The organism is Aurantimonas sp. NFXS3, from assembly GCF_049132005.1.
GTDB lineage: Bacteria > Pseudomonadota > Alphaproteobacteria > Rhizobiales > Rhizobiaceae > Aurantimonas > Aurantimonas coralicida.
This window is the reverse complement of record NZ_JAGDDZ010000003.1, coordinates 243,619-259,954: the sequence shown is the minus strand read 5'-3', so window position 1 is coordinate 259,954 and position 16,336 is coordinate 243,619. Positions and strand designations below refer to the sequence as shown.

11 protein-coding genes are annotated in these 16,336 nt (G+C 70.0%); 7 read left to right on the top strand and 4 right to left on the bottom strand.

Annotation, left to right across the window (positions count from 1 at the left end; genetic code table 11):
• The first annotated feature begins 3 nt into the window (after positions 1-3).
• The 5 genes from J3367_RS11490 to J3367_RS11470 all read left to right on the top strand — a co-directional run bounded on the left by J3367_RS11490 (position 4) and on the right by J3367_RS11470 (position 6,122).
• Positions 4-2,031, top strand: a complete 2,028-nt coding sequence (locus J3367_RS11490) for an alpha/beta hydrolase domain-containing protein (RefSeq protein ID WP_421461115.1) — start codon at positions 4-6, stop codon at positions 2,029-2,031.
• A 29-nt stretch (positions 2,032-2,060) separates the two neighbouring features.
• Positions 2,061-3,680 carry a gamma-glutamyltransferase gene (ggt, locus tag J3367_RS11485; RefSeq protein ID WP_024350224.1) on the top strand — a complete coding sequence of 540 codons (1,620 nt, stop codon included), beginning with the start codon at positions 2,061-2,063 and terminating at the stop codon, positions 3,678-3,680.
• Between the two features lie 143 nt (positions 3,681-3,823).
• Entirely contained in the window at positions 3,824-4,006 is a 183-nt protein-coding gene (locus tag J3367_RS11480) for a hypothetical protein (protein WP_024350225.1), read from the top strand.
• A gap of 114 nt (positions 4,007-4,120) precedes the next feature.
• Positions 4,121-4,945 (top strand): SDR family NAD(P)-dependent oxidoreductase, encoded by an 825-nt coding sequence (locus J3367_RS11475; protein ID WP_024350226.1) that lies wholly within the window; start codon positions 4,121-4,123, stop codon positions 4,943-4,945.
• Between the two features lie 10 nt (positions 4,946-4,955).
• The gene (locus tag J3367_RS11470) at positions 4,956-6,122 is read left to right on the top strand and encodes an amidohydrolase (RefSeq protein WP_029702973.1); all 1,167 of its coding nucleotides are present in this window, start codon (positions 4,956-4,958) and stop codon (positions 6,120-6,122) included.
• A gap of 43 nt (positions 6,123-6,165) precedes the next feature.
• Here J3367_RS11470 and J3367_RS11465 read toward each other — a convergent pair whose 3' ends face one another.
• Both J3367_RS11465 and putA read right to left on the bottom strand, forming a co-directional pair.
• The gene (locus tag J3367_RS11465) at positions 6,166-7,491 is read right to left on the bottom strand and encodes an amidase (protein WP_024350228.1); all 1,326 of its coding nucleotides are present in this window, start codon (positions 7,489-7,491) and stop codon (positions 6,166-6,168) included.
• A 130-nt stretch (positions 7,492-7,621) separates the two neighbouring features.
• A complete protein-coding gene (putA, locus tag J3367_RS11460; RefSeq protein WP_421461109.1) occupies positions 7,622-11,284 on the bottom strand; it encodes a bifunctional proline dehydrogenase/L-glutamate gamma-semialdehyde dehydrogenase PutA in 3,663 nt (1,220 codons plus the stop codon).
• Positions 11,285-11,636: 352 nt separating this feature from the next.
• On the opposite strand from putA, the gene J3367_RS11455 reads away from it, so the two are divergent.
• Complete coding sequence (locus J3367_RS11455; protein WP_421461106.1) at positions 11,637-12,755, top strand: molybdopterin-binding protein; 1,119 nt, start codon at positions 11,637-11,639, stop codon at positions 12,753-12,755.
• Positions 12,752-14,713 carry a molybdopterin biosynthesis protein gene (locus tag J3367_RS11450; RefSeq protein WP_421461103.1) on the top strand — a complete coding sequence of 654 codons (1,962 nt, stop codon included), beginning with the start codon at positions 12,752-12,754 and terminating at the stop codon, positions 14,711-14,713. The genes J3367_RS11455 and J3367_RS11450 overlap by 4 nt, the downstream gene beginning before the upstream one ends.
• A 3-nt stretch (positions 14,714-14,716) precedes the next feature.
• Here J3367_RS11450 and mobA read toward each other — a convergent pair whose 3' ends face one another.
• Together mobA and J3367_RS11440 are read right to left on the bottom strand one after the other, a co-directional pair.
• Entirely contained in the window at positions 14,717-15,346 is a 630-nt protein-coding gene (mobA, locus tag J3367_RS11445) for a molybdenum cofactor guanylyltransferase MobA (protein ID WP_187390797.1), read from the bottom strand.
• Positions 15,336-16,229 (bottom strand): formate dehydrogenase accessory sulfurtransferase FdhD, encoded by an 894-nt coding sequence (locus tag J3367_RS11440; RefSeq protein WP_421461100.1) that lies wholly within the window; start codon positions 16,227-16,229, stop codon positions 15,336-15,338. The genes mobA and J3367_RS11440 overlap by 11 nt, the downstream gene beginning before the upstream one ends.
• Between the last annotated feature and the right edge of the window lie 107 nt (positions 16,230-16,336).

Sequence of the window (16,336 nt, the reverse complement as noted above, 5' to 3'; positions counted from 1 at the left end):
CATATGGATTCCGAGATCGATTACCGGCTGGACGAGCGCTGCCTGTTCGCCGAGGGCGAGAGCTTCGGCGCCGCAGGTCCCTACGAGCGGCTGTCCGGCCGGGTGATCTTCCGGGTCGATCCCGCGGCCGAGGCCCAGCGCGTCGTGACAGATATCGGCCTTGCCCCCGTCGATGCCGAGGGCCGCGTCGTCTTCGCGGCCGATTTCTGCATCCTCAAGCCGGTCGATCTGTCGCGCGGCAATCGTCGGCTGTTCTTCGACTACGGCAATCGCGGCAACAAGCGCGCGCTGCAGTTCTTCAATGACGCGCCGTCCACCAACGACCCGCGCAGCCGCGCCGATGCCGGCAACGGCTTCCTGATGCGGCGCGGCTATTCGGTCGGCTGGCTCGCCTGGCAAGGCGATTTGTTGCCGGGCAATGGCCGCATGCTGCTCGACGCACCGGTGGCGAGCGAGAACGGCCGTTCGATCACCGGCCGGACCCGCTCGGAATTCATCGCGGTGGAGCCCGGCACGCGGGTATTCCCGCTGAGTTCGCTGGTCTCGACGCGCAGCTATCCCACCGTCTCGCTCGACACCCGCACCCCGCGGCTGACCCGCCGGCGCTACGCCCACAGCGTGCGCGAGGAGATCCCGGCCGATGCCTGGGCGTTTGCCCGCACCGAGCGCGGTGGTGGTGTCGACAATCAGGGCATGGAGGAGGCGATCATCGCCTCCGACAGCCATGTCTTCCTGCCGGATGGCTTCGAGACCGGCTGGATCTACGAGATCGTCTACGAGGCCCGCGACCCGCTGGTTCTCGGCGTCGGCCATGTTGCCGTGCGGGACTTCGTCAGCTTCCTGAAGCACGGGGAGACGACCGCCAGCGGGCAGGCCAATCCGCTGCGCGACAACGGTGTCGGCGTCGAGAAGGCCTATGCCTGGGGCCGCTCCCAGACCGGGCGCTGCATCCGCGACTTCCTGTATCTCGGCTTCAATGCCGACGCGAGGAACCGCAAGGTCTTCGACGGCGTGATGCCGCACGTCGCCGGTGCCGGCAAGATGTGGATGAACCACCGCTTCGCCAATCTGGTGCTGCTGCCGGGCCAGGAACACGAGAACCATTTCTCGCCGGCCGATCGCTTTCCCTTCTCCTATGCGATGTCCACCGATCACTATTCGGGCTGCGAGGACGCCATCCTCAAGCGGCCGGACACCGATCCGCTGGTCATCCATACGGATACCGCCTGCGAATACTGGCACCGCCGGGCCTCGCTGGTGCACACCGACACCAAGGGCCGCGACCTGGCCCAGCCCGACAATGTCCGGGTGTATCTGTGGGCAAGCTCCCAGCACTACGCCTCGCCGCTCGTTACCGCGCCCGCCAAGGGGCTGGCGCAGGAATGCTTTAACGTCGTCGCCACCTCGATGCTGTTTCGCGCCGGGCTCGACAATCTCGACGCATGGGCAAGCGAGGGCACGCCGCCCCCGGCAAGCCGCATTCCGGCGCGCGCCGACGGCACGCTGGTCGCCGAGGACATGTGGCGGGCGGCGTTCCCGCATATCCCCGGCGTCGCCCTGCCGCGTGGCCCGAGCAAGCTGGAGCGGCTCGACTTCGGTCCCGACATCGATGCCGGGATGATCGCCAACGAGCCGCCGGAGATCCTGGCCGGCGAGTGCTACCCGGTGCAGGTGCCGGCCGTCGACGGCGACGGCAACGATCTCGCCGGCATCCGCGCGCCGATGGTCCAGGCGCCGCTCGGCACCTATACCGGCTGGAGCGTGCGCCGCCGCGACGTCGGCCATGGTGCCATGGTCGGCATCACCGGCAGCTACATTCCGTTTCCCGACAGCGAGGACGAACGCGGCCAGACCGGCGACCCCCGGCGCTCGGTCCTCGCCCGCTACGGCACCGCCGACGGCTATGTGGCGGCGATCCGCCAGGCCGCGGAGGCGCTGGTCGCCGACGGGCTGATGCTGCGCGAGGACGTCTCCCGCGCGGTCGCCGATGCCGGCGAATGGGGCCGGCCGCGCCACCTCGTGCGTCTCTGACCTTTCCGATCCCCGACAGGAGCGACAGCATGCAGTCTCAGGCGATGGTCGTCTGTCCGCAGCCCGAAGCGGCCGAATCCGGCATCGAGATGCTGGAGAAGGGCGGCAATGCCGTCGACGCGGCGATCGCCTGCGCGCTGGCCCAGACGGTCGTCGATCCGCTGATGTGCGGCATCGCCGGCTTCGGCAGTCTCGGCCTCTACATGCCGGGGAAGGGGCTGCACGAATATCTCGACTTCCATGCCCCGGCGCCGAAGGCTGCCCGCCCGGACATGTGGGAAGACCGCGTCGAGGGCGAGACGCGCGACGGCTTCGGCTTCGTCCTGAAGGACCGGGTCAACGATCTCGGCTATGGCGCGATCTGCGTTCCGGCGGCCCTGCGCGCCTATGAGGAGGTGCACCGGGCCCATGGCCGCCTGTCTTGGGAAACCATCCTGCAGCCGGCGATCGAGTGGGCTGAGAACGGCTATTTCGTGCGCCCGGCCATGTACACCTTCTTCATGGAGGGCTCCAAGATGGGCCGCGCGGCGACGGCCGAGCGCCTCGCCTTCAGCGCCACCGGGCGCGCGCTCTACTGCCGCCCCGACGGCACGCCGCTGACGGTCGGCGAGCCGATCCGCAATCCCGACTACGCCGCGACCCTGCGGCGGATCGCCGAACACGGCGCCGAGGATTTCTATACCGGCGAGATCGGCGCCCGCATCGCCGCCGACATGGCCGCCAACGGCGCGCTGCTGTCGGGCGACGATCTCAGCGACTATGCCCCGCAGCGCAACGCACCGCTGACCGCCAGCTATCGCGGCCGCCGCATCACCACCAATCAGCCGCCGGGCGGCGGCGTGATGCTGGTCGAGATGTTGAACATCCTGGAGAATTTCGACCTCGCCGGGCTCGGGCACAACTCGCCGGACTACATCCGCACCGTCTGCGAGGCGATGAAGCGCGCCACCATCGACAAGGACCGCCATGTCGGCGATCCGCGCTTCCTCGACGTGCCGCTGGCGCATCTGACCGACAAGGCCTATGCGCGCGAACTGGCGGGCGAGATCCGCGCCGGCGTGCGCGCAGAGGTGCCGCGGCTTCAGGCGCCGAACGCGGTGCCGGTCAATACGACCCATCTGTCGGTGGTCGACGGCGACGGCAATTGCGTCTCCATGACCCATTCGCTGGGCATGCCCTCGGGCGTCATCACCGACGGGCTGGGCTTCCTCTACAATGGCTGCATGGGCGTCTTCGACCCGCGCCCCGGCCGCGCCGGCAGCATCGCACCCGGCAAGTCGCGCTTCAGTGCCATGTGCCCGACCATCGTCTTCGATGGGGACCGGCCCGAACTGGTGCTCGGGGCGCCGGGTGGCACCCAGATCGTCATGGGCGTCCTGCAGGCCATCCTCAACGTCGTCGATTTCGGCATGTCCGTCGGCGAAGCGGTGGCCGCGCCGCGCTTTTCCTCGACCGGCAACCCCATCGACGTCTCCAATCGCATCCGGCGCTCGGTCGCCCGGGAACTGGAGAGCGAGGGCTATGAGGTGATCCGCAATCCCTACGGACATACGATCGGCTGGGTTCATGCCGTGGGAATCCGCCCCGACGGCACGCTGGAGGGCGCCGCCGATCCGGGCCGCGACGGGGTGGCCTACGGCCTTGGCTGAAGCCTTCGCCCGTCAGTGCCGGAACCGGGGCCGGCCGCGGCCGGATGCCGCAGCGGCACACGACATGACCGAACGGAGCATTTCTTCGGAACCGGCCGGCATGTGCCGCGTTGGCACACGAGTAACAAACGAAAGATCGTGACATGCTGGCATCCGAGATCGTGAGCGCTTTGGAGCGCGGCCACATCACCGAAGCAGAAGCGATCGAGCAGTCGCTCGTCGAGAGCATCGACAGTCTCTACGCCAAGGCCGGGCTCGAACACGAGGACGCCGGCTGGGGCTGCGATCGCGTCGAATGGCCCAAGCAGATGGCCCAGGGCCGCTAGGCGGCCTCTCCCCACCCCAACATTCCTGACCGCTGACGCCGCAAACCGCGCGGCGGCGTGCGGGCTTCGGCCGGGCGGCGTCGTCGACCCTCGCCATGGACGCGCCGCAACGGTATGTCTGCCTTGGAAATTCCATCCGGGGAGGGCAGAGCGTTGGAGCATCAGGACAAGGTCGCGTTGATCACGGGCGCGGGACGCGGCATCGGGCTGGCGACCGCCAGGCGGTTCCTGGCCGAAGGCTGGCAGGTCGCACTGCTCGACATCGACGACGAGACGCTCGCGGCTGCGGTCGCGGAGATCGGCCAGCTGGACCGCACGCTCGCCGTGACCTGCGATGTCGCCGATCCCGATGCGGTCGCCGCCGCGCTCGACGCGGTGATCCAGCGCTTCGGCCGGCTCGATTCCCTCGTCAACAATGCCGGCATCGCCGTCTTCAAGCCGATGCTCGAGACGTCCTTCGAGGACTGGCAGCGTTCGCTGGCGGTCAATCTCGGCGGCCCGTTCCTGTGCACCCAGAAGGCCGCGCCGATTATGGCGAATACCGGCGGCGGCAGCGTCGTCAACATCACGTCGATCTCCGGCATGCGCGCCTCGACGTTGCGCGTTGCCTACGGCACCAGCAAGGCCGGTCTCGCCCATCTGACCAAGCAGCAGGCGGTGGAACTGGCGGGGCTCGGCATCCGCGTCAATGCGGTGGCGCCCGGGCCGGTCGACACGGCCATGGCCAAGGCCGTGCACAGCCCCGCCATCCGCGCCGACTACCACGACACGGTCCCGCTCAACCGCTACGGCCTCGAAGAGGAAATCGCCGAGGCGATCTTCTTCCTCTGCAGCGAACGGGCGAGCTACATCACCGGCCAGATCCTCGGCGTCGACGGTGGCTTCGGGGCGACGGGCATCGGCCTGCCGACCCTGCGCGGCAACGCCCGCAACGGCTGAGGGACGGGTGATGGAGAACGCCGCCGAGCGGCTCCTGTCCGCCGCCGATCTCGGCGTGCTGCGCGACCTGCGCCACGCGCTGCACCGGGCGCCGGAGGTTTCCGGCGAGGAAGCCGAGACGGCGCGCCGGGTGGCCGCCTTCCTTGGCGAAACCCAGCCCGACAGGCTGGTGACGAGCCTTGGCGGTCACGGCGTTGCCGCGGTCTATGACAGTGGCGAGCCGGGCCCCACGCTGATGGTGCGTGCCGAGCTGGACGCCCTGCCGATTGAGCAGATGTCGGACCGTGCCTGGCGCTCGACGCGGCCGGGAACCTCGCATCTCTGCGGCCATGACGGCCATATGGCAACGCTGGCCGGCGTCGCGCTGGCGCTCGGCCGGCAACGTCCCGGCCAAGGGCGCGCGGTCCTGCTGTTCCAGCCGGCCGAGGAAGACGGCAGCGGCGCGGCGGCAGTGCTGGCCGACCCGGCCTTCGACGCCATCGCGCCGGACATCGCCATCGCCCTGCACAACATGCCGGGCATCGCCCGCGGCCGGGGGGCGCTGATCGAGGGGCCGGCGAACTGTGCCTCGCGCAGCCTGCAGGTCGCGCTGTCGGGCACCACGGCCCATGCCTCCTCGCCCGATCAGGGGCGCTCGCCGATGACCGCGCTATGCGAGCTCATGCCCGGCCTGACGGCGCTCAGCCGCGGCGGCGACCTCGACGCGGATTTCTCGCTGGTGACGATCACCCATGCGTCGATGGGCGAACGCGAAGCCGGCATCGCGCCGGGGTCGGCCGAGCTCTGGGCGACGCTGCGGACCCTCACCGACGCCCGCATGGGCGAGCTGGTCGCCCGCGCCGAGGCGCTGGTGCGGGACGCCGCAAGCCGGTCCGGCCTCGGCGTCGCGATCCGCTATGACGACATCTTCGCCCATTGCGTCAACGACAGGGAGGCGACCGCCATCCTGCGCCGGGCGCTCGACGAGGAAGGCGTGCCCCACGACACCAGCCTTCTGCCCATGCGCGCCTCGGAGGATTTCGGACGGTTCGGCACGACGGCCCGTTCGGCGATGTTCCTGCTGGGATCGGGCGAAGGCCATCCCGGCCTGCACACGCCGCAATACGACTTCCCGGACGAACTGATCGGGCTCGGCGCGCGCATCTTCCTGCGCGCCATCCGCAACGTTCTCGACTGAAGACGCGGCGACCGGCCGGAACGAACCGATCGCCGCGACGAATTCAGCGGTCGCCGACGATGGCCTCGACCTCTTCGGCCACGTCGAGCACATGCCAGTCGCGGCCGCCGGGTGCGAAGATCATCAGGCCGGTCGGCAACTCGCCGGAGCGGTGCATCGACACCGTCGCGGCACAGCCGTCGAGGAAGTTGATGGTCGACGGATTGCGCAGGACCAGCGCGTTGAGCCGGTCGAAATCGTCCTCGACCTCCTCGATCAGCGGCGGCACGATGGGAACGGTCGGCGCGATGATCGCGTCGAAGCCGTCGGCGAGATCGGCAAAGGCGACGATCGCCTCGGCGCGGGTCTGCCGGGCCGCTGCAGCCTCGCCGGAGCCGAAGCTCTCGGCGGCCCGGATGCGCTTGAGAACGCGGGGATCGCCGGCCGTCTCCAGCGCGTCGAGATAGCCGCGATGGATGGCGTGGGCTTCGCTGGCGACGAGGATGCGGTTCACCGCGCCCGCCTGGGCGATCTCGGCCAGCTCCACATCGACCAGTTCGATGCCTTCGTCGCGCAGCGCCTTGAGCGCGGCCTCGAAATCGGCCTTGACCTGCTTGTCCATGTTGTCGGTCAGGAGCGTGCGCATCACGCCGAGCCGCAGCGGCTTGTCGCCTGTGGACGGTGCCGGCCGATCTTCGCCGGACAACACCGCGTGGACCGCCGCGCAGGTGGCGATGTCAAGCGCCAGCGGCCCGACGCTGTCATAGGTGCCAGACAGCGGCGAGGCGCCGTCGAGCGGGACGGCCGCCTGGGTCGGCTTGAAGCCGGCCAGCGCATTGAAGGCGGCGGGGATGCGCACCGAACCGCCGGTGTCGGAACCCAGCGCGAAATCGGCAATGCCGAAGGCAACCGCGATCGCGCCGCCCGAGGTCGAGCCGCCGGGAATGCGCTCGGCATCGTGGCTGTTGCCCGGCGTGCCGTAATGCGGGTTCAGCCCGACGCCGGAATAGGCGAATTCCGACATGTTGGTGCGGCCGCAGCCGATGGCGCCGGCCGCCCGCAGCCGCGCCACGGCGACGGCATCGCGCGTTGCCGGGGTGTTGCCGGCGAAGTGGACGGAGCCGGCGGTCGTGACCTCGCCTTCCTCGTCGAAGAGATCCTTGATCGCCACGAGAAGGCCGGCCAGCGGCCCGGCGAGGCGCGCCGGGTCCCGGTCCAGCGCCTCGGCCTCGGCGACGACGCGCCCGGCATCGAAGCGGGTGAAGATCCGGCCGGCGACATCCTCGTCGAGATCGAGAACCCGGCCGATGGCCTGGGACGCGCGATCGGCGGCACGGAAGGTCAGGCGCCCGGAGGCGCGGCGCAGGGGCGAAAACTGGTTCACGGGCATTTCCTCGTCTGACGGCCGAAGGCCGTTCCATGGCACCGGAGACTGCCTGTCGCCGACAGGGGGGGCGGGGCGTTCCGGCAGATAGGGCGGCGGGCGACGGGGTGTCGCCGCGCCGGTTGCGTCGAAAGACCTATTCGGCCGCGGCGAGCAGGCTGGCATTGCCGCCGGCCGCCGTCGTGTCGATGCACAGATGCCGTTCGACGACATAGCGGCTCGGCCCAATGATCGCGGTCTCCAGCGGAATGATCGCGCCCTTGCGGGCGGCCAGCGCGTTGCGCAGCGCGCGGGTCCAGTCCGACCGGCCCGCGGCGGCGACCACGTCGATGCCGTCGCGATGTTCGATGTCTCCCGGTGCCAGCGTTCCGTCGAACACGGCGAGGGGCGCACCCGCGGCGATCACCGGCCCGGCGAGTGCCGCGGCGCCGGGCGCCACGATGATGGCCGCACAGCCGGCGGACAGCGCCTGGACGGCCTGCGCCAGGCCGATCTCCGCCGTCGGGCCGAGACAGAGGACGGTGCCCCTCGGATAGAGGCTCAGCCGGTTGCTCTCGCCCGTCGGGCCCGGCAGGGTGAAGGGACCCGGATCGAAGGCGCCGACCGCCGAACAGGCGCGTCGGATGATGCCGCCCTTGCCGGACAGCGCGCGGCGCAGCACCGACACGCGGTCGCCGCGGGCCGCCCAGTTGCGGGCGTCGAGCCCGGCGATGGCCTCGGCGATCTTCGCGGCGGGAATCTCCGGTGCTGCGGGTGCGGGCAGGTCCTCGGCGGGCTCGGTGCGGCGGAAGCGGGCGACGTAGAACGGCCCGCCGGCTTTCGGCCCGGTGCCCGACAGGCCTTCACCGCCGAAGGGCTGCGAGCCGACGATGGCGCCGATCTGGTTGCGGTTCACATAGGTGTTGCCGACTTGGATGCGCTCGACGATCTGCTGCACCCGGTCGTCGATTCGGGTGTGCAGGCCGAAGGTCAGGCCGTAGCCGCGCGCATTGATGGCGTCGACGACGTTGTCGATCTCGCGGGCCTTGAAGGTCGCCACATGCAGCACCGGCCCGAACACCTCGCGTTTCAGGTCGTCTATGCCGCCGACGCTGACCACCGAGGGCGCGGCATAGAGGCCGTCCTGCGGTACCGGCAGGGTCTTCAGCACCTGGCCGGCGGCTTTGCGGCTTGCGACATAGCGGGTGATGTCGTCGCGGGCGTCGGCATCGATGACGGGCGAGACGTCGGTGTCGATCCGCCACGGATCGCCCACGACGAGGGCGTCCATCGCCCCCTCCAGCATGTGCAGCAGCCGGTCGCGCGCGTCCTCCTGCACATAGAGCATGCGCAGCGCCGAGCAGCGCTGGCCGGCGCTCTGGAAGGAGGCGATCAGGATGTCGCGCACCGCCTGTTCGGTCAGCGCGGTGGAATCGACGATCATGGCGTTCAGTCCACCGGTCTCGGCGATCAGCACCGCATCGGGGCCGGCATTGGCGGCCAGTGCCTTGTGGATGATCTGCGCCACTTCGGTGGAGCCGGTGAAGCAGACGCCGGCGATCCGCTTGTCGGAGGTCAGCGGGCCGCCGACATTCGGACCGTCGCCGGGCAGCAATTGCAGCGCTGCGGCGGGAAGGCCGGCCTCGCGCATCAGCTCGACCGCGCGGGTGGCGATCAGCGGCGTCTGCTCGGCCGGCTTGGCGAGGACCGCGTTGCCGGCGGCCAGCGCCGCGGCGATCTGGCCGGTGAAGATCGCCAGCGGGAAGTTCCACGGGCTGATGCAGACGAAGATGCCGCGCGGCGTGCCGGGCTCCTCGATCTCCAGCCGCTCGGCCTCGTCGGCATAGTAGCGCAGGAAATCGACCGCCTCGCGGATCTCGGCGATGCCGTCGGACAGCGTCTTGCCGGCCTCGCGGGTGGCGATCACGGTCAGCTCGGCGATGTTGGCTTCGTAGAGATCGGCGATGGCGCGCAGGATCGCCGCGCGCTCGGCCACGGGAACGGCCGACCAGGCGGCAAAGCCCGCCTCGGCGGCGGCGAGCGCCCGGTGGACGTCCTCGGCGCTCGCCTCATGCACCGTGCCGACAATACGGCCCGGATCGGCCGGCGAAGTGGCCGTGCGCCCTTCGCCGGAGACCGGGAGATCGTCGGCCAGCATCGGCCGGGCGGTCCAGACCGCGTCGGCAAAGGCCTGCCGGGCCTCGATCAGCGGGGTGATCGAGGCGGGCTCGTTGACCCGGAAGCCCTTCGAGTTCCTCCGTTCGGGCGCGAAGAGTTCGGCGGGTGTGCGGATGGTCGGGTTGGCGATGGCCTCGCCCAGCGCCTCGACCTCGGACAGCGGGTCGCGGGCGATGTCTTCCGGCGCGATGGCCTCGTTGACGATCTGGTTGACGAAGGAGCTGTTGGCGCCGTTCTCCAGGAGCCGGCGCACCAGATAGGCGAGGAGATCGCGATGTGCCCCGACCGGCGCATAGATGCGGCAGCGCGTGTCGTTCTGGCGGTGGACGATGTCGTGCAGCGATTCGCCCATGCCGTGCAGGCGCTGGAATTCGAAGCTGTCGCGATCATTGCCGGCCATCTTCAGGATGGCGGCGCAGGTGTGGGCGTTGTGGGTGGCGAATTGCGGGTAGATGCGGTCGCGCCGGTCGAGCAGCATCTGGGCGCAGGCCATGTAGCTGAGATCGGTGTTCACCTTGCGGGTGAAGACCGGGAAGGTGTGCGTGCCCATCTCCTGGGCGAGCTTGATCTCAGTGTCCCAGTAGGCGCCCTTGACCAGCCGCACCATGATCCGCCGGTCGAGCCGGCGCGCCAGCGTGTCGAGATATTCGATGACCGGCACGGCGCGACGGCCATAGGCCTGGACGACGACGCCGAAGCCATCCCAGCCCCTCAGGCTCTCATCCGACAGCACCGCCTCGATGATGTCGAGCGACAGGTCCAGCCGGTCCTGCTCCTCCGCGTCGATGTTGAAGCCGATATTGGCCTTCGCCGCCTGCCGGGCGAGTTCCAGCGCTCGCGGCACCAGCGTCGCCATCACCGTGTCGCGATGGGTGGTCTCGTAGCGCGGATGCAGCGCCGACAGCTTGACCGAGATGCCGGGATTGGAGCGCACGTCGCCCTTGGCGGCCTTCGCGATGGAGGCGATCGCGTCGGAATAGGATTTGAGGTAGCGCAGCGCATCGGCCTCGGTCCGGGCCGCCTCGCCGAGCATGTCGTAGGAATAGGTATAGCCCTGGCGCTCGCGCTCGCGGGCATTGCGCATGCCTTCCTCGATGGTCTGGCCGAGCACGAACTGCCGTCCCAGAAGCCGCATGGACTGGGCGACAGCGCGGCGCACGACCGGCTCGCCGACCCGTCGCACGAGACCGCGCAGGGCCGCGGCGGGGCGGCTCGGATCGTCGTCGAGGATCCGCCCGGTCAGCATCAGGGCCCAGGTCGAGGCATTGACCAGCGAGGAGGACGAGTGGCCGAGATGCGCGCCCCAGTCGGAGGGCTCGATCTTGTCCTGGATCAGTTCGTCGACGGTCTCGGCATCGGGCACGCGCAGGAGCGCCTCGGCGAGACACATCAGCCCGACGCCTTCCTCGGTGGACAGGCCGTATTCGGCGAGGAAGCTCTCCATCATGCTGGGCGATGTCTCGCGGCGCACCCGCCGGACGATGTCGGCGCCGGCGGCGCTGATGGCTGCGCGGTCGGCCTCGCTCAGGCTGATCCGGGCGGCCAGATCCTTCACCACGATGGCCTCGTCCTCGCCGTAGCGCTGCCGCACGGCCTGACGGTCACCGGTGCCACGAAGGGCGGCGGTCGTTTCTGGAGTCATGCGTCACCTGGCTTGGCTGACAGACGCGCGCGCAACGAATGCTGGGCAGCGGCGTGAATGGGTTTTGGACGAGACTGCACGACCGCCATAGCGGAAACAAGGGAGGGGCGCACCGCCTGTTGTGCAGTGCGAGATGCAAGGCCTCTATTGGTTCACGGGTTTGCCCGACCCGGCAAAGACGGTAATCTCGTCGCAGGCGGCTGCCGCCGCGACATGACAACGACGTGCCATATCCGATGATCTCCCTCCACACCCCGACGCCGGCGCGCGCCTGCGCTCGCTTGTCTGACGGCCAGCCGACAGGCCGTCGCGATCCGGCAGGCCTGCGCGCAGCCTCCTGCGGTCACGGCGCATGACGGTTCATGGACCGGGCGGATCGCTGGCCGATGTCGAGACCGTCACGGCATGGCTGCTGGATGGCGTGGAGGCCGTTGCCCCCCTCGACACGGCGCTGGCCGATGCTTGCGGCCTGATCGCGGCCAACGCGGTGTCGGCTGCGCACGCCGTGCCGGACCGCGACGAGGCCGCGCTGGATGGCTGGGCGCTGGCCTCCGCCGATCTCGTCGGGGCGTCGTCCTATGCGCCGGCGATGCTGGCCGTGCCGCCGAGCCGGATTGCAGTCGGCGCGCCGATGCCGGAGGGCTGCGACTGCGTCGTGGACGCCGAATGGGTCGAGGCGGACGGCCCCTTCACGCAGGTGACCTGCGAAGCCATTCCCGGCGAGGGTGTGCGGCGGGCCGGCGACGATATCGCCGCGGGTGCCGGCCTGTTGCAGCCGGGGCAGCGCATTTCGGCGTTCGATATCGCCTGCGCGCGGGCCCTCGGCCTTGCGACCCTGCCCGTCCGTCGGCCGCGCCTGCGGCTCGTTGATCTCTCCTGCGAGGGCATCGGATTGACCGCCGATCTGATCGCCGCACGGGCGGTAGCGGCCGGAGCCGAGACAATACGGATAACGAGCGAGCGCGACGCGGCCTCCATCGCCGCCGCCATGACGGGAGCGGCGGATCTGGTGGTCGTTATCGGCGGTACCGGCGCCGGGCCCGACGACGCAACGCCTGCGGCGCTTGCCCGCGCAGGCGCGCTTCACGCCCACGGGCTCGCGCTTCGCCCCGGCCGGACCGCAGCCGTTGGTCGGATCGGCCCGGTGCCGGTCGTGGCGCTGCCGAAACAGCCGGATCAGGCCATGGCCGTGTGGCTTGCGCTCGGGGAGACGCTGCTGGCGCGCCTTGCCGGTGCCCGTCCGCGGCCGATGGTTGCGCGCCGGCTGACCCACAAGATATCCTCGGCCATCGGCATGATGGAACTCGCTCTCCTGAAACGCTCGGACGATGACTGGACGCCGCTCGCTTGCGGCGCCCTGCCGCTCGCCGAGATGGCCGCCGCCGATGCCTGGTGCCTTGTGCCGGCCTCCAGCGAAGGCCATGCCGCCGGCACCATGCTGTCCGGCTCACTCCTCAACGAGGCGCCATGACCACCGATCCCCGCGACGCGCCTACCGAGACGGCAACGACGGGCCTCGACCAGCAGCAATTCCTGTCGATCCTGTCGCGGGAAGAGGCGTTGCAGCGCTTCGAGGCGGCGCTGTTTCCGCGGCCGCTGCCGCGCGAGACCGTCGCGCTCGCGGACGCGCTGGGGCGCGTCTCGGCGATCGACATCCTGTCGCCCATCGACGTGCCGCCCTTCGACCGCGCGAATGTCGACGGCTTTGCCCTGCGTGCCGCGGATGTCGCGGCGAGCGGGCAGGGCCGGCCGGTGCGGCTGTCCCTGAATGCCGAAACGCTGGCCTGCGGCGTCGCGCCGACCCTGCCGGTCGCACCGGGGACGGCGACGCCGATCGCCACCGGCGGCGTGGTGCCGCGCGGCGCCGACGCGGTCGTGATGGTCGAGCATACCGAACCGGCCGGCGACGGCGGTGTGGAGATCAGGCGTCCGGCGGCGCCGGGCCAGTTCGTCTCCCATGCCGGTTCGGACATGGCCGCCGGCGAATTGCTGCTGCGCGCCGGCACCGTCATGGGCTCGCGCGAGATCGGCATGCTGGCCGCCTGCGGCATCGCCGAAATCCCGGTGACACGCCGGGTCCGCGTCGCGGTGCTGTCGACCGGCGACGAACTGGTGCAGCCGGGCGAACCGCTCAAGCCGGCCTCGGTCTACGACACCAATGGTGCGATCGTCGCGGCGGCGATCAGCGAGAATGGCGGCGACGTGGCGCGTCTTGGCGCCTTTCCCGACGACGAGGCGGGGCTCGAGGCCGTGCTGCGGGCAGCGCTGGCGGACAGTGACATGGTGGTCCTGTCGGGCGGCACCTCCAAGGGGGCCGGCGATGTCAGCCACCGCATCATCGACCGCCTCGGCGCGCCGGGCATCGTCGCCCACGGCGTGGCGCTGAAGCCGGGCAAGCCCTTGTGCCTCGCCGTCTGCGACGGCAAGCCGGTGGTCATCCTGCCGGGTTTTCCGACCTCCGCGATGTTCACCTTCCACGACATGGTCGCGCCGGTCCTGCGCCGCATGGGCGGCCTGCCGCCGCGGACGGAGACGCAGGTGACGGCGCGCGTCCCGCTGCGCATAGCCTCCGAACTCGGCCGCACCGAATTCGCCATGGTCTCGCTGGTCCAGGGCGAGGGCGAGCTGATCGCCTATCCGACCGGCAAGGGCTCGGGTGCGATCACCTCCTTCACCCAGGCCGATGGCTTCCTGCGCATCGAGGCGCTGGCCGATCATCTGCCGGCCGGGACCGAGGCGTCCGTCACCCTGTTCACGCCGTCGCTGCGCATTCCCGATCTCGTCATCATCGGCAGCCATTGCACCGGGCTCGACCGGGTGCTGGCGCCGCTGGCAGACGAGGGGCGGGCCGTGCGCACGCTCGCCGTCGGCAGTCTGGGCGGGCTCGCGGCGGCCAAGCGCGGCGAATGCGATCTGGCGCCGATCCATCTCTTCGACCCGCGCAGCGACAGCTACAATGAGCCCTTCCTGACCGAGGGGCTGGAGCTCGTGCCCGGCTGGCGGCGCATGCAGGGCATCGTCTTCCGGGAGAGCGATCCGCGCTTTGCCGGCCGCTCGGCGGACGACGCGGTTGCGGCGGCGCTGGCTGATCCGGACTGCCTGATGGTCAACCGCAACCAGGGCGCCGGCACGCGCATCCTAATCGACCGGCTGCTGGGCACGGCACGGCCGGACGGCTACTGGAACCAGCCGAAATCCCACAATGCGGTCGCTGCGGCCGTCGTGCAGGGCCGGGCGGACTGGGGCGTGACCATCGCGCCTGTGGCGAAGGCGGCCGGTCTCGGCTTCCTGCCGTTGGCCGAGGAAGCCTACGATTTCGCGCTGGTGACGGCGCGGCGGGACCGGCCCGCGGTGCAGGCGTTTCTCGCCGCGCTCGCCTCGCCGGCGGCGCGGGACGCGCTGGAGGAAGCCGGCTTCCGGCCGGCCTGACCCTCAGTCGGCGGTCTGCCGCGCCAACGCCTCGGCGTCGGCGAGATCCTCGACCGTATTGGCATTGAAGAACGGATCGACCGGTTCGGCCGGCCAAGAGACGGTCGCCAGCCTGTAGCGCGCGGTCCAGCGGTCGATCTTGCGCAGTTCCTCGCCGACCAGCGCCTCGCGAAGGGCGCCGCGCAGGGCGACCTTCCACAGGCCGATGGGCGGATGGGTGCGCTCGCCCGACGCGGCGACGGCAAGGTCGGCGGCTTCGGCATCGCGTGCGGCACCGAGCCGTGCCACCAGATCGCGCGGCAGGAACGGGCAGTCGCCGGCGACGCTGACAACCCACTCCGCGTCCGGCCGGTGTTCCGCCGTCCAGTCGAGCGCCGCGAGAATGCCGGCGAGGGGGCCGGGATGGCCCTCGACATTGTCCGGCACCACCGGCAGGGCGAAGCCGGAAAACCGGTCCGGATCGCCATTGGCGTTGAGGATCACCCCGTCGCATTGCGGCGCGAAGCGTTCGATCACATGGGCGAGGATCGGTCGGCCGGCGATGGTCCGCATCGGCTTGTCGCCGCCGCCCATGCGCCGGGCAAGGCCACCTGCGAGGATCACGCCGACCGGCGCCGCATTGTCAGTTGTCATGGTCTGCGCCCTTGCGTCTGCTGCGCTTCGGTTCGTCGTCCACCGTCGCGAGATCCTGGTCGAAGACGATGCGCTCGGCACCCGACAGCGCCACGAAGCGCTTGCCCTTGGCCCGGCCGATCAGTGTCAGCCCGACCTGCCGCGCCAGCGCAACGCCCCAGGCGGTGAAGCCCGACCGCGACACCAGGATGGGAATGCCCATCCGCACGGTCTTGATGGTCATTTCCGAGGTCAGGCGGCCGGTCGTGTAGAGGATCTTGTCGGCCGGATCGACCCCGTGGCGGAACATCCAGCCGGCGATCTTGTCGACTGCGTTGTGGCGGCCGACATCCTCCATGTAGCAGAGCGGCCGGCCCTTCACGCAGAGGACGCAGCCATGGATGGCGCCGGCTTCCAGATAGAGCGACGGGGTGGTGTTGATCGTCTTCGCCAGTTCGTAGAGCCACGACGTGTGCAGGCTGGCGGCCGGCAGTTCGATCTCGTCCAGCGCTTCCATCAGGTCGCCGAAGGCCGTGCCCTGCGCGCAGCCCGAGGTCAGGGTCCGCTTCTTCAGCTTCTCCTCGTAATTGGTGCCGCGCTCGGTGCGCACCACCACGACCTCAAGATCGTCGTCATAGTCGACGCCGGTGACGACATCGTCGGGCTTCAGCATATTCTGGTTGAGGAGATAGCCGAGCGCCAGATATTCCGGATAGTCGTTGATCGTCATCATCGTGACGATCTCCTGGGCGTTGAGATAGAGCGTCAGCGCCCGCTCGACCGGCACCGAGACCGCCACCTGCGCCCCGGTCTGGTCGAGGCCGGTAACGCGCTCGGTCAGGCGCGGATTGCCGGGCTCCGGCATGATGGTCGCAACGGTCGGCCGATCGTCGGTGTCTGACATGGGGGTCCTGTCGATAGGCTGGTGCATGGGCGGCGCATCCGATGGTGTGCGGGCGTCCGGCGTGTCGTGCAAGGGTAGAATGTGATCCGGCGCTCATATAGGGACCG